Source organism: Pantoea sp. AG1095 (genome assembly GCF_003208415.1).
Classification (GTDB): domain Bacteria; phylum Pseudomonadota; class Gammaproteobacteria; order Enterobacterales; family Enterobacteriaceae; genus Pantoea; species Pantoea leporis.
This window is the reverse complement of the sequence record NZ_QKMJ01000005.1, coordinates 196,312-209,561: the sequence shown is the minus strand read 5'-3', so window position 1 is coordinate 209,561 and position 13,250 is coordinate 196,312. Positions and strand designations below refer to the sequence as shown.

Annotated in this window: 10 protein-coding genes; 4 read left to right on the top strand and 6 right to left on the bottom strand. The window is 55.6% G+C overall.

Annotation, left to right across the window (positions count from 1 at the left end; genetic code table 11):
* Nucleotide 1: 1 nt before the first annotated feature.
* Nucleotides 2-1,450, top strand: a complete 1,449-nt coding sequence (locus tag DEU53_RS13040; protein WP_110867396.1) for a tagaturonate reductase — start codon at nucleotides 2-4, stop codon at nucleotides 1,448-1,450.
* 4 nt (nucleotides 1,451-1,454) lie between these two features.
* Entirely contained in the window at nucleotides 1,455-2,945 is a 1,491-nt protein-coding gene (locus DEU53_RS13035; RefSeq protein WP_110867394.1) for a UxaA family hydrolase, read from the top strand.
* Nucleotides 2,946-2,987: 42 nt separating this feature from the next.
* Here the strand turns inward: DEU53_RS13035 and sstT are convergent, their stop codons facing one another.
* The 3 genes from sstT to DEU53_RS13020 form a co-directional block, all read right to left on the bottom strand.
* Nucleotides 2,988-4,235 carry a serine/threonine transporter SstT gene (sstT, locus tag DEU53_RS13030; protein WP_110867392.1) on the bottom strand — a complete coding sequence of 416 codons (1,248 nt, stop codon included), beginning with the start codon at nucleotides 4,233-4,235 and terminating at the stop codon, nucleotides 2,988-2,990.
* Between the two features lie 232 nt (nucleotides 4,236-4,467).
* Nucleotides 4,468-5,439: a TerC family protein gene (locus DEU53_RS13025; RefSeq protein ID WP_008103489.1), complete on the bottom strand. Its 972-nt coding sequence runs from the start codon at nucleotides 5,437-5,439 to the stop codon at nucleotides 4,468-4,470.
* 271 nt (nucleotides 5,440-5,710) lie between these two features.
* Nucleotides 5,711-6,697 (bottom strand): Gfo/Idh/MocA family protein, encoded by a 987-nt coding sequence (locus DEU53_RS13020; RefSeq protein ID WP_110867390.1) that lies wholly within the window; start codon nucleotides 6,695-6,697, stop codon nucleotides 5,711-5,713.
* A gap of 139 nt (nucleotides 6,698-6,836) precedes the next feature.
* Between DEU53_RS13020 and DEU53_RS13015 the strand changes: the two genes are divergently transcribed.
* Nucleotides 6,837-8,525, top strand: a complete 1,689-nt coding sequence (locus tag DEU53_RS13015; RefSeq protein WP_110867389.1) for a chloride channel protein — start codon at nucleotides 6,837-6,839, stop codon at nucleotides 8,523-8,525.
* On the opposite strand, the gene DEU53_RS13010 is transcribed toward DEU53_RS13015, so the two are convergent.
* Nucleotides 8,522-9,022: a M48 family metallopeptidase gene (locus DEU53_RS13010; protein WP_101762916.1), complete on the bottom strand. Its 501-nt coding sequence runs from the start codon at nucleotides 9,020-9,022 to the stop codon at nucleotides 8,522-8,524. The two genes, DEU53_RS13015 and DEU53_RS13010, sit on opposite strands and share 4 nt — an antisense overlap.
* Nucleotides 9,023-9,103: 81 nt before the next feature.
* Here DEU53_RS13010 and rlmG point away from each other — a divergent pair, with 81 nt between their 5' ends.
* Nucleotides 9,104-10,222, top strand: coding sequence for a 23S rRNA (guanine(1835)-N(2))-methyltransferase RlmG (gene rlmG / locus DEU53_RS13005; RefSeq protein ID WP_110867387.1), 1,119 nt, complete (start codon nucleotides 9,104-9,106; stop codon nucleotides 10,220-10,222).
* On the opposite strand, the gene DEU53_RS13000 is transcribed toward rlmG, so the two are convergent.
* Together DEU53_RS13000 and DEU53_RS12995 are read right to left on the bottom strand one after the other, a co-directional pair.
* A complete protein-coding gene (locus DEU53_RS13000) occupies nucleotides 10,223-12,226 on the bottom strand; it encodes an NADPH-dependent 2,4-dienoyl-CoA reductase (RefSeq protein ID WP_110867385.1) in 2,004 nt (667 codons plus the stop codon).
* Between the two features lie 322 nt (nucleotides 12,227-12,548).
* The gene (locus DEU53_RS12995) at nucleotides 12,549-13,172 is read right to left on the bottom strand and encodes a response regulator transcription factor (protein ID WP_101762919.1); all 624 of its coding nucleotides are present in this window, start codon (nucleotides 13,170-13,172) and stop codon (nucleotides 12,549-12,551) included.
* Nucleotides 13,173-13,250: the final 78 nt, after the last annotated feature.

Here is a 13,250-nt window from a genome sequence, read left to right as displayed (position 1 = left end):
AATGCAGCGACTCAACCGTCACGATTTTCCTGGCGCGCACTACAGCGAGCGCGTTATCCAGTTTGGTGAAGGCAACTTCCTGCGCGCCTTTATCGACTGGCAGCTCGACTGGCTCAATCAGCATCACAATACCGATGCGGGCGTGGTGGTGGTGCGGCCGCGCAACCGTGTGGTGGAAGAGACGTTGAATCAGCAAGATGGCTTATACACCACGCTGATTCGCGGACTCAATGCGGCGGGCGAACAGGTGAGTGAAGCCCGCCTGATCCGCAGCGTGAATCGTGAAATCCAGCCGTATCAGCAGTTTGATGCGTTTCTCGCGCTGGCACGCGCACCGCAGATGCGCTTTGTCTTCTCCAATACTACAGAAGCCGGCATTGCCTTTGCGGAGCAGGATCGGCTGGACGACACGCCCGCCTCATCCTTCCCCGGCAAGCTGACGCAGCTGCTGTGGGCGCGCTTCAACCATTTTGCCGGTGCCAGCGATAAAGGTTGGCTGGTGGTGCCCTGTGAACTGATCGATTACAACGGCGACACGCTGCGCGAGCTGGTGCTGCGCTACAGCCAGCATTGGCAGCTGCCGCCGGCGTTTGCCCGCTGGGTGCAGGATCACTGCGCGTTCTACAACACGCTGGTGGATCGCATTGTCACCGGTTATCCCGCGGATAGCGCGGCGATCGAAGCGTCATTAGGCTACGAAGATCGCTATCTGGTGGCGGGCGAAGTCTATTACCAGTTTGTGATTCAGGGACCAAATGCACTGGCGCAGGAGCTGCAGCTGCACGCGCTGGCACCAGAAGTGAAGCTGGTTGACGACATCACACCGTACAAAGCGCAAAAGGTGGCGATCCTTAACGGCGCGCACACCGCGCTGGTGCCGGTGGCATTTCAGGCCGGGCTGGAGAGCGTGGGAGAGGCGATGGATGATGCGCAGATGGCCGGCTTTGTCGATGCGCTGCTGCGCGAGGAGGTCATTCCCACGCTGGATCTGCCGCGTGACGAGCTGCACGCCTTTGCCGACGCGGTGCAGCGTCGCTTCCGCAATCCCTTTATCCGCCATGCGTTGCTCTCCATCGCCCTTAACGGCATGACCAAATTCCGCACCCGTTTGCTGCCGCAATTGTTGTTGTCGCAGCAGCAAAACGGGCAATGGCCTGTGCGGCTGACCTTCGCCTTTGCCACGCTGCTGGCCTTTTATCGTGGTGCAGAGGGCAAACGTCACTGGCCGCTGCAGGACGACGAACAGTGGCTGCAGCGTTTCGCTGAACTGTGGTCAGCAGTAAATAACGATAAACAGACTCCAGAACAGTTGGTGCGCGCGGTACTCAGCGACGCCAATCACTGGGGCGAAGATCTCACTCAGCAGCCCGGATTAGTGGCTGCGGTCAGCCAACACCTGCAAAACATCATCGTCCACGGGATGCGGACGGCGTTGACACAACTGAGATAACGCTATGCAAGATGCCATTAGAATCCATTCACGCGACAACGTTGCTGTGGCGTTGCGCGATTTGCCAGCCAATACCCAGGTCGAAATCAATCAACAGGCGATCATCTTGCAGCAGGAGGTTGGACGCGGCCATAAGTTTGCGCTGCAGCCTTTAGCCACCGACGCGCTGGTGATCAAATACGGTTTGCCGATCGCGCACGCCACTCAACCGATTGCGGCCGGCGAAATCATTCACTCCAGCAATGCGCGCACCAACCTAAGCGACGTGGATGAGTACGACTATCAACCCGATTTTCTCGATCTGCCGCCGCAAGCTGGCGATCGCGACGTGCAGATCTATCGTCGCGCCAGCGGGGAAGTGGGCATCCGTAATGAGTTATGGATCCTGCCCACCGTGGGCTGCGTCAACGGCATCGCGCGGCAAATCCTGACGCGCTTTATGAAAGAGACCAATGACGCCGAAGGCATTGACGGCGTGCATCTGTTCAGCCATCCGTTTGGCTGTTCGCAGCTCGGGCAGGATCACGAGAACACCCGCACCATGTTGCAGAACATGGTGCGTCATCCCAATGCCGGCGCGGTGCTGGTGATTGGGCTTGGCTGCGAGAACAATCAGGTTGATGTGTTTCGTGAAACGCTTGGTGGCTTCGATAGCGATCGCGTGCAGTTCATGGAGTGCCAGAAGCAGGATGATGAAGTGGAAGCGGGGCTGGAACGTCTGCACGAACTCTATGGTGCCATGCGCGCGGATCAACGCCAGCCGGGCAAACTCAGCGAGCTGAAGTTTGGCCTGGAGTGCGGCGGTTCGGATGGTTTTTCCGGCATCACCGCCAATCCTATGCTGGGCTGTTTCTCTGACCAGATGATTGCCAACGGCGGCACCACGGTGCTGACCGAAGTGCCAGAGATGTTTGGCGCTGAGCGCATTTTGATGAGCCGCTGCCGCGATGAAGCCACCTTTGAAAAAACCGTGGCGATGATAAATGACTTCAAGCGCTACTTTATCGATCACCAGCAGCCGATCTATGAAAATCCATCACCCGGCAACAAAGCGGGCGGCATCACCACGCTGGAGGAGAAGTCGCTCGGCTGTACGCAGAAGGCCGGACAAAGTCAGGTGGTGGATGTGCTGAAGTACGGTGAGCGCCTGCATACACCGGGACTGAATCTGTTAAGTGCGCCGGGCAACGATGCGGTTGCAACCAGCGCGCTGGCGGGCGCTGGCTGTCATATGGTGCTGTTTACCACCGGACGCGGCACGCCGTACGGCGGTTTTGTGCCGACGGTGAAGATCGCCACCAATACGCAGCTCGCCGAAAAGAAGCCGCACTGGATCGATTTTAATGCCGGGCGTTTGCTTGAAGGAATGAGTATGGCGGAGATGCTGGCGGACTTCGTCGATATGATTGTGGCGATTGCCAATGGCCAACCCGCACGCAACGAAACTAATGATTTTCGCGAGTTAGCCATCTTTAAAAGCGGTGTGACCTTGTAAAACCAGGTCGCCATGAATGGCGACCTATTCAAAAACCTTACCTTACTCCGATTCTGACACCGTACGACGCGGCTGGCGCTCGGCTTCGGCCTGGCATACGGCCGCGGTAAACAGAATATCCGTCGAGGAATTTAGCGCGGTCTCGGCGGAATCCTGCAGCACGCCAATAATAAAGCCCACCGCCACTACCTGCATCGCCAAATCATTTGGAATACCAAACATGTTGCAGGCTACCGGGATCAGCAGCAGCGAACCGCCGGCCACACCGGATGCACCACAAGCACATAGCGACGCCACCAGACTCAACAGAATGGCGGTTGGAACATCCACCGCAATACCCAGCGTATGTACTGCCGCCAGCGTCAACACCGTGATGGTGATGGATGCGCCAGCCATGCTGATGGTGGCACCCAGCGGGATCGACACGGAATACGTGTCTTCATCCAGATTGAGACGTTTCGCCAGCGCCATATTGACCGGAATGTTAGCCGCTGAACTGCGGGTGAAGAACGCGGTGACGCCACTTTCACGCATGCAGGTAAACACCAGCGGATACGGGTTGCGGCGAATCTTCTGGAACACCAGCATTGGGTTGATTACCAGCGCCATAATCAGCATGCAGCCGAGCAGCAGCGCCAGCAGATTGGCGTATTCCCACAGCGCATCGAAACCGGTTGAGGCGAGAATGGAGGCCACCAGACCAAAAATTCCCAGCGGCGCACAGCGGATCACACAGCGCACGACCCAGGTCGCGGCATTGGACGCGTCATTAAGAAACGCTTTGCTGCTTGGGCTGGCATGACGAAACGCCAGCCCCAATCCCAGCGCCCACACCAAAATACCGATGTAGTTGGCATTCATCAGCGCTTCAATCGGGTTCGACACCATGCTCATCAGCAAGCCGCGCAGCACTTCGGTAATACCCGACGGCGGCGTAATTTGCGTGGCGCCGACGTTCATCGACAGCGTCTGAGGGAACAGATGGCTGAAGATCACCGCCACAACCGCAGCAAAGAACGTGCTGAGCAGATACAGCATGATAATCGGGCGGATATTGGTTTTTTGTCCCTGCTGATGGTTAGCGATCGAAGAGATTACCAGCACCAAAACCAACAGCGGCGCGACGGCTTTTAGCGCACGCACGAACAGCTCACCCAGCAAGCCAACGGCCAGTGCGGCATCGCGTGAGAACCACGCCAGCGCCACGCCCGCCACCAGGCCGATCATGATTTGTTTTACCAGGCTTCCTGCGAACAGTGCGCCCAGACGTCCAATAAAGTTGTTTTGCATATCACAGTCTTTTTATATTCGCGGTCATGAGTATTGTGCGCGGTTCCACCACGCACAACGGTTTGCCCGGCGGAGTATAAGGAAAAGAGCTTATGAGGAAAGAGATAATTCTGTGCATGCGCAGCAGATCGGTTTTTTGATCTGCTGATGATGGGAAGTGTGACAGATATATAAAAGGTGAAGGTTGCCACTGGCGAAACAAAGCAGGGGCGATTAGCGCCCCTGCAGAAGATTATGGTGAGATCTTCTTCTGGTCGTTTCTGTGGTTTACCCAGGCGTTGATCAGCAGCGTACCGCCGAGAATTACACCCACCACTGTCAGCGAGATGCCGACGGGAATGTGATAGAACTCGACAATCAGCATTTTGATACCGATAAACACCAACACAATCGCCAGGCCATATTTCAGCATCGAGAAACGCTCCGCGACGTTAGCCAGCAGGAAGTACATGGCGCGCAGGCCAAGAATCGCGAACAGGTTGGAAGTCAGCACAATGAACGGATCGGTGGTCACCGCGAAGATCGCGGGAATGCTGTCCACGGCGAAAATCACATCGCTCAGTTCAACCATGATCAGCACCAGCAGCAGCGGCGTAGCAAACAGCACACCGTTTTTGCGGGTGAAGAACTTCTCGCCGTCCAGACTATCGGTCATGCGCAGATGTTTGCGCAGCCAGCGCACCACCGGTTTGTCGCCCACCGTGCTGTCATCTTCCTCTTTCGCCAACGCCATTTTCAGGCCGGTGAACAGCAGGAAGGCGCCGAACACGTAAAGGATCCAGCTGAACTGAGTAACCAAATAGCTGCCAGCGAAGATCATGATGGTACGCAGCACAATCGCGCCCAATACGCCATAAATCAGCACGCGGCGCTGTAGGTTGGCCGGTACAGCGAAGTAGCTAAACAGCATCAGCCAGACAAAAACGTTATCCACCGCCAGCGCTTTCTCTAAAACGTAGCCAGTGAGGAAAGCGAGGGTTTGCGCGGTGGCGACTTCACGCCCGGCGGTACCGTCGAGATACCACCAGAAGGCGGCGCTGAACAGCAGTGAAACTGACACCCAAATCAGCGACCAGACCGCTGCTTGTTTGAATGACATGGTTTGTGCGCCGCGTCGGCCTTGTAATAGCAGGTCGATCGCCAGCATGATGAGCACTACGACAGCGAAGCTGCCCCAAAGTAACGGTGTGCCAACTGAGTGCATAGTCGTATCCTTTTCCAGAAATAAAAAAGCGGCTGAAGTCAGAAGACGTCAGCCGCTTTGATCGTGCTGCAAGCAAACCTCGCCTTCCGGCAAGGTCTCACTTACAACTCAGAATAGATTCCGGGTTGCCTGACGACCGGATGCGTAACGCATATTGCGTGGCGCATCGTAATGACGATCAATCAGCGTAGAAGTTACTCCCCTTTGCAGCGCTAAACATACGGAGTTCGATAATCGCTTTCAAGAGGGCTCTGGAAATGTTTTGCAATATTTACACTTCAGCCTGATCCGCCGGGAATACCACGCCGGTCTGGCGGCGAATTTCCGTGAGTAGCTGTGCCGTAATACGTGAGTTTTCTAAGGCCGCATGCTCAACTTCACCGGTTTCCACCAATTTGGCGAAGGTTTCGGCTTCATACAGCATGGTATTGATGTGCTGCGGCTGCGTCAGGTTTTGGCTCTCGCCACCGCGCGGGATAAAGCGCAGTTGCTGGCACTCGGAGATCTTTTCAATCACCAGTGATCCCGCTTCGCCCTGAATCTCACTCGGGATCAGTGAATCGCTGACCTTTGAGTGCAGCAGCGTGACATCAAAATCGCCGTAGCCCAGTACCACCACGCCATGCGCATCAACGCCACTTTCCAGCAGGGAAGCTTGCGCCTTGACCTGCTGTGGCGCACCCCACAAGGTGACAGCGGCGGCGAGGCAGTAAAAGCCGATATCCATCATCGAGCCATTCGACCAGCGAGGATTAAAGGTATTCGGGTTCTCACCATCCAGATAGCGCTGATAACGCGAGGAATACTGGCAATAGTTGATCAAGGCTTTACGCAGTTTGCCCAATTGCGGCAACGTTTTTTGCAGTTGCAGGAAGGTGGGCAGGCTGGCGGTTTTAAAGGCTTCGAACAGCACCACCTGATGCTGGCGCGCGCAGGCAATCATCGCCTCGGCTTCACGCAGGTTAGACGCCATCGGCTTCTCGCAAATCACATGCTTGCCATGCGACATAAACAGTATCGCCTGCTCACTGTGCAGCGCATTCGGACTGGCGATATACACCGCATCGATCTCACTGCTGGCGGCAAGCTCATCCAGAGAGGTGAAGGTCAGCTTGCAGGGATAATCCACCACAAACGCGTCGGCCTGCTGCTGATTACGCGAATAGACGCCGCTCAACTTCATTTTGCCGGTTTCATGCGCGGCGTCGATAAACTGGCGGGTAATCCAGTTGGTTCCCACGATGGCGAAACGAATCACGTGCTGCTCTCCTGCTAAAGTAAAACGGCAGAGTAACATGTTCATCTGAGCGCCAGGCAGGCGAAATTTGATCCTGAGATCCGCATTCCAATATGATGATGCCGCACAACTTTTTAACCGACTTAGCGGGGACGCGCGGGTGAGTGGAAGTAAACATGCTCTGAACTGGACCACATTACTGATCGCCATCCCCGTTGGATGTGTGGCCTCGCTGGTGACGCTGGCCTTTCGCGGCGTAATTGAATTGATCAACCATCTGCTGTTCAACAGTGACAGTGAAATCACCGTGGCGATGCATGTCTGGCCGTGGATCTTCTGGCCGCTGCTGGTGGGCGCGGGCGGCGTATTGGCCGGTTTTTTCCTGCGCTATGCGGTGGCGATTGAGAAACAGGAAACGGTGCAGACCGATTATCTGGAGGTGATCAACGCGCGGCTCGATGCGGTACCAACCAAAACCTCGCTGTTCCGTGCGCTGTCATCGATGGCCAGCATCGGCAGCGGCGCGTCGATTGGTAAAGAGGGGCCGATGGTGCAGCTATCGGCGCTAAGCGGCAGTTTAATAGGGCGCTGGCTGCCGAAATCGCTGAATCTGCGCAACAGCGATATCGTGGCGATGGCCGCTGCTGCCGGGCTTTCATCGGTGTATCACGCCCCTTTGGCGTCGGCGATATTTGTCGCGGAGATCGCTTTTGGCATCTCGGCGCTACAACGCTTGATTCCGCTAATTGTCTCGTCGGCGGTGGCGGTGATGACCATGTGGTCGCTGGGTTTTCGCAGCGCGCTATATCCGTTATCCGAAGCGCTATTCCAGATGGATATCAGCAGTTTGCTGATGACGTTGCTGATTGGTTTTGTCGCCGGTATCGCCGGCTGGCTGCTGATCAAACTGATTGCGCGCAGCAAGGCGCTGTTTGGCCGCGTGCGTTCGCTGCCGCTGCGGCTCGGCGCCGGTGGATTAGCGGTAGGCTTTTTGGCGCTGATCTCCACCGATATTCTCGGTAACGGTTACGAAGTGATCGTGAAAATCATTGATGGCCAATATCTACTGATGGGATTACTGGGATTGCTGGTGCTCAAAACGTTGGCGACCACGCTGTCGGTGGGTTCCAACGCGGTGGGCGGGCTGTTTACCCCTTCCTTATTGATCGGCGCACTGCTCGGCGTGGCGCTGGCGCAAATGGGTGTGATGCTGCATTTACCGGTCGGCAATACTTTGCTGTATGCGGCCATCGGCATGGCGGCGGTGCTGGCGGCGGTCAGCCAGGCACCGTTAATGGCGATGCTGATGGTGCTTGAGATGACGCTGAATAGCAGCCTGTTGTTCCCGATTATGATCGCGTCAGTGCTGGCCTCGATGGTGGTGTATCGCCTGCAATCGTCCAGCACTTATCCGGTGGTGAGCAGCCATTTCAGTCGTTCCGAAGCCAAGTATGATTTCGATAACATGCGTGTCGATCAGTTGATCATTCCCGGCGCGGCGTTGCAGCCAGAAGAGTCAGTAGGGCAGGCGCTGGCGGTGAGCTCGCTCAAGCGGGAACGTTATGTCTATGTGATTAATAGTGAAGGGCAATTTCTCGGCGTGGTGTCGATACACGATATCTCACGCAAGGTGTTGTCGCACGAGATCACGCTGCATTCGCCAGTCAGTAGCGTGATGGACAATAACTTTCCCTGCATTTATCAGAATCAAAGCATGCGCGAAGGCTGGGAAGCCTTTGCCCGCGTCACGCTTGAACGCCTGCCGGTGCTAAATAATCCGCAGGAGCGCCGTTTTATGGGCGCACTGACCAAAACCAGCCTGATCCAAAAAGCGCAGGAGTTTCTTTAAGCCGCGTTGCCGCGCATCGCCTGATCGGTCATCCACAAGCGTGCGTCAAATTCGAGCTGATGATAATCCGGTTCCATGTGGCAGCAGAGTTGGTAAAACGCTTTGTCGTGCTCTTTCTCTTTCAGGTGCGCCAGCTCGTGCACCACGATCATGCGCAAAAACGCTTCCGGTGCGAGGCGGAAGAAAGTGGAGATGCGAATCTCCGCTTTGGCTTTTAGATTGCCGCCTTGCACGCGCGAAATCGCCGTGTGCAGCCCCAACGCGTGCTTCATCACCTTGATCTTATTGTCCCAAATCACTTTGCTCACCGGCGGTGCGCTGCGCATATAGCGGTTTTTCAGCGCCTGCGTGTAATCATAGAGCGCGCGGTCGCTGACGATATTGTGCGTATCAGGATAGCGTTGCTGGAGAAAGGCCCCTAAGCGCTCATGTTCGATCAGCGTCTGAACCTGCTCGAGGATGTTTTCAGGGTAGCCCTGCAGATAGATTAATGACATTGGGATTCCCGGCGAAAGACAGTATACTGCGCCCCCTTTTTAGGGCGAAAATCGCGCAAAGTGTACCACGCCGGAGATTCCATGAGCCAACTTGAACTGACCAATCGCACGCTGACGCTGCACCGCTTCCCGCCAATGCGTGAGGAAAGCCCGCTACAGGCGTGGGATTCCGCCGATGAATACCTGTTGCAGCAAGCGCTGCCTGAGGGACCGGTTTTGGTGTTCAACGACAGCTTTGGCGCGCTGACTTGCGGGTTGGGTGCTCGTCCGGTGTGGCACGTCAGCGATTCACTGCTGAGCGAACAGGCGGCAAAACAGAACCTGCGACTCAATGAGATGGATGAAGATCAGGTGCATTTTCTCGATAGCCTGGCGCCATTGCCGGCCGCACCGGCGGTGGTGATGATCAAAATCCCCAAAGCGCTGGCGCTGCTCGAGCATCAACTGCGTGCACTGCGCGAAGTGGTGACGCCGGACACGCTGATTCTGGCGGCGGCGAAAGCCAAAGATATTCACAACTCCACGCTGCAACTGTTCGAGCGCATCCTCGGCGAGAGCAAAACCTCGCTGGCGTGGAAAAAAGCGCGTCTGATTTACAGCCGCTTCACTGCGCCGCAATTAGCGGATCAGCCCGCCACCACCGTTTGGCCGCTGGATGATTCTGAATACCAGATCCACAATCACGCCAACGTGTTTTCCCGCGCGTCGCTGGATGTGGGCGCACGCTTCTTTATGCAGCATCTGCCTTTTGACATTGAAGGTGAGATTCTCGACCTGGGTTGTGGCAACGGCGTGATTGGCTTGCTGGCACTGGAACAGAACCCAAACGCGGACGTGCTGTTTTATGATGAATCCTACATGGCGGTGGCATCAAGCAAACTGAACGTGGAAGTGAACCGTCCGCAGGATATGGCGCGCTGTCAGTTCCGCGTTAACAACGTGCTGAGTGGCTTCCCGTCCGATCGCCTGCACGCGGTGCTGTGCAATCCACCATTCCATCAGCAGCACGCGGTGACCGATCATCTGGCATGGCAAATGCTGCGTGATGCGAAACGCTGCCTGCAGTATGGCGGCGAGTTGCGCATCGTCGGCAACCGCCACCTCGGTTATCACGTCAAAATGAAAAAGCTGTTTGGCAACTGCGAGCTGGTGGCGTCCAACGCCAAGTTCGTGGTACTGCGTTCGGTCAAACTGCGCTAATTACACACTCAGCGCCAGTTCGGTCGCCTGAGCGATAGCGCGGCGAGCATCCAGCTCCTGCGCCACATCCGCACCCCCAATCACACGTACGGATTTGCCACGCGCGCTGAGCTGGTCCGCCAGCAGGCGCAGCGGTTCCTGTCCGGCACAAATCACCACGTTATCCACCGCCAGCGTCATCGCTTCGCCCTGATGACGCAGATGTAATCCGGCGTCATCAATCTGCAAATATTCGACGTCGCCCCACATCTGCACGCCGTGCGCCTGCAAGCTGGCGCGGTGGATCCAGCCGGTGGTTTTCGCTAAGCCTGCGCCCGGCTTGCCGGATTTGCGCTGCAGCAGCCAGATTTGCCGAGCGGCGGGCTGTGGCTGTGGCGCAATCAAACCGCCTCGCGCCTGCAGGCTGCGATCGATGCCCCAGCTTTGGTAGAAATCGTCATGGCTGGTTTGATGCAGCAGAAACTCGGCGGTATCAAAACCAATGCCGCCCGCGCCAATAATCGCCACGCGTTTTCCCACCGGTTTTTTATCGCGTATCACATCAAGGTAGCTCAGCACGCTGGGATGATCGATGCCAGGAATCGTCAGCTGGCGCGGCAAGATACCGGTAGCGATGATCACTTCGTCAGCGGCTGCCAGTTCGTCAGCGCTGACGCGATGTTCCGTTTTAATCGTTACGCCTGCGGCAGCAAGTTGGTGACGAAAATAGCGCAGCGTTTCACTGAATTCAGCTTTGCCGGGAATCTGTCGGGCGATATTAAACTGCCCACCAATTTGCGCATCGGCCTCGTAAAGCGTGACCTGATGGCCGCGCTGCGCCGCCTGCAGCGCGAACGCCATACCCGCGGGTCCCGCACCCACCACCGCCAGCTGTTTCGGTTGCTTGGTGGCGATCACCGGCATCAGCGTTTCGTGGCAGGCGCGCGGATTCACCAGACAAGAGGTGATTTTGCCAACAAAGATTTGATCGAGGCAGGCCTGATTACAGGCAATGCAGGTGTTGATGGCATCGGGCTGGCCGGTTTCTGCTTTACGGACGAAAGCCGCATCGGCGAGGAAAGGGCGCGCCATCGAGACCATATCAGCGATGCCATCACGCAAAAGCTGTTCAGCGACATCGGGATGGTTGATGCGATTGGTGGCGATGACCGGCACCGATACGCGCTCGCGCAGGTGCTGCGTGACCCAGGCAAAACCAGCACGCGGCACGCAGGTGGCGATGGTGGGAATGCGCGCTTCATGCCAGCCAATGCCGCTGTTAAACAGCGTAACGCCGCACTGCTCCAACGCTTGCGCCAGTGAAAGCGTCTCTTCCAGCGAGCTGCCGTTATTGACCAAATCGAGCATCGACAAGCGGAAGATAATGATGAAGTCGCTGCCGACGGCATCACGCACCGCTTGCGTCACCGCTAACGCAAAGCGCTGGCGTCGCTGCACATCGCCGCCCCAGTCATCCTCACGCTGATTGGTGTGCGCCACCAGAAACTGGTTAATCAGATAACCTTCCGAGCCCATGATCTCCACGCCGTCATAGCCGGCCTGTTGCGCCAGTTTGGCGCAGTGCGCGAAGTCCTGAATGGTTTGCTGAATATCCGCATCGCTGAGCGCTTGGGGCGTAAAAGGATTGATCGGCGCCTGTAATGCCGATGGGGCAACCAGGTCACGCTGATAGCTGTAGCGCCCGGCATGCAGTATTTGCAGCGCGATTTTGCCGCCTTCTGCATGCACCGCATCGGTGATGATACGGTGCCAGTTGCACTGACTTTCCTGGTTGAGGATCGCTCCGCCTTGTGCCACCACGCCTTGCGGATTGGGCGCGATACCGCCAGTGACAATCAGCGCCACGCCTTCACGCGCTCGCTCAGCGTAAAAAGCGGCCAGACGCTCTGCGCCCTCAGCGTGTTCTTCCAGTCCGGTATGCATCGAACCCATCAGGAAACGATTTTTAAGCTGGGTGAAACCCAAATCCAGCGGGGCGAACAGGTGGGCATAATGCTCAGACATAATCACATACTCAGAGAGTGGTCGGATGAGTGAACTCTAGCGGGATTTTGCAGGGAAGGAAGTGTGTGGCGTTCAGCCTGTGAGAAGTATCAAAAAAAAGCAGGGCGGTAAGTCGCAGACGAAAGTATCGGACTTCTTTCGGCAGGCACGGGAAGAAACCTACTCGCCCTGTAATAGCATGAAGAAGGGGCTAATAAATTAGCTCTGTGGTTATTAATTCCTTTATAACTCAATCTTTTTAAAAACTGTCCGGGGTTAGGACAAGGCATATCATGCCACGCCATAACGTTATTAATCAGCAAGACTAGTCTTGATTTTTCTTTCAACAAGCCCCATTGCGACGTGCAAGTTCGATGATATCAACCAGGTTTTTTGACTCAAGCTTTTGGAATATCTTTGTTTTATAAGTGCTGATTGTTTTATTATTTAATCCCAATTCGCAAGCGATGGTTTTATTGGACTTCCCCTGTGCGAGCTGTCGCAAAATTAAATTTTCACGGTCAGTCAGGCGAGAAAGCATATCTTGCTCATTTGCATAACGCTGACGTTTGTCCAGAATGTCGCCCGGTAGATAATTCACATTATTAGAAACGCAGCCAATGGCGGCGATCAGTGTTTGAATGGGATCGTAAGTTGACACGAACCCGTTCGCGCCCTGGCTAAGTGACTGTATTGAAAGATGGTTGTTGCTATCCCGACTAATCAATATGACTTTCATCCACGTCTTTGATTTGACGATATCGCGTAGAAATGCGATGCCATTTTTTTCTTTAAAGTCAGGGTCTAATATTAGTATGTCGATGTGTTGATGAATGATATCATCAATACCATCGTTAATTGTGTGCGCAGTAGTGACACAATTAAAGCCATTCATTAATAATAAAGCCTGCACGCCGGCGGCAACCAAACGATGCTCATCAACGATGAGAATTTTTGCATTAAACATATCTCTCCCTTTAACGGCACCGTAATGATGACGTTGACGGCCATTATGTCCGGCAGATTAATAGGGCGAACCGAGAAA

Coding starts and splice junctions, on each gene's coding strand:
- DEU53_RS13040 (WP_110867396.1), top strand. CDS start 2: ATGCAGCGACTCAACCGTCACGATTTTCCTGGCGCGCACTACAGCGAG.
- DEU53_RS13035 (WP_110867394.1), top strand. CDS start 1,455: ATGCAAGATGCCATTAGAATCCATTCACGCGACAACGTTGCTGTGGCG.
- sstT (WP_110867392.1), bottom strand. CDS start 4,235: ATGCAAAACAACTTTATTGGACGTCTGGGCGCACTGTTCGCAGGAAGC.
- DEU53_RS13025 (WP_008103489.1), bottom strand. CDS start 5,439: ATGCACTCAGTTGGCACACCGTTACTTTGGGGCAGCTTCGCTGTCGTA.
- DEU53_RS13010 (WP_101762916.1), bottom strand. CDS start 9,022: ATGTCATTAATCTATCTGCAGGGCTACCCTGAAAACATCCTCGAGCAG.
- rlmG (WP_110867387.1), top strand. CDS start 9,104: ATGAGCCAACTTGAACTGACCAATCGCACGCTGACGCTGCACCGCTTC.
- DEU53_RS13000 (WP_110867385.1), bottom strand. CDS start 12,226: ATGTCTGAGCATTATGCCCACCTGTTCGCCCCGCTGGATTTGGGTTTC.
- DEU53_RS12995 (WP_101762919.1), bottom strand. CDS start 13,172: ATGTTTAATGCAAAAATTCTCATCGTTGATGAGCATCGTTTGGTTGCC.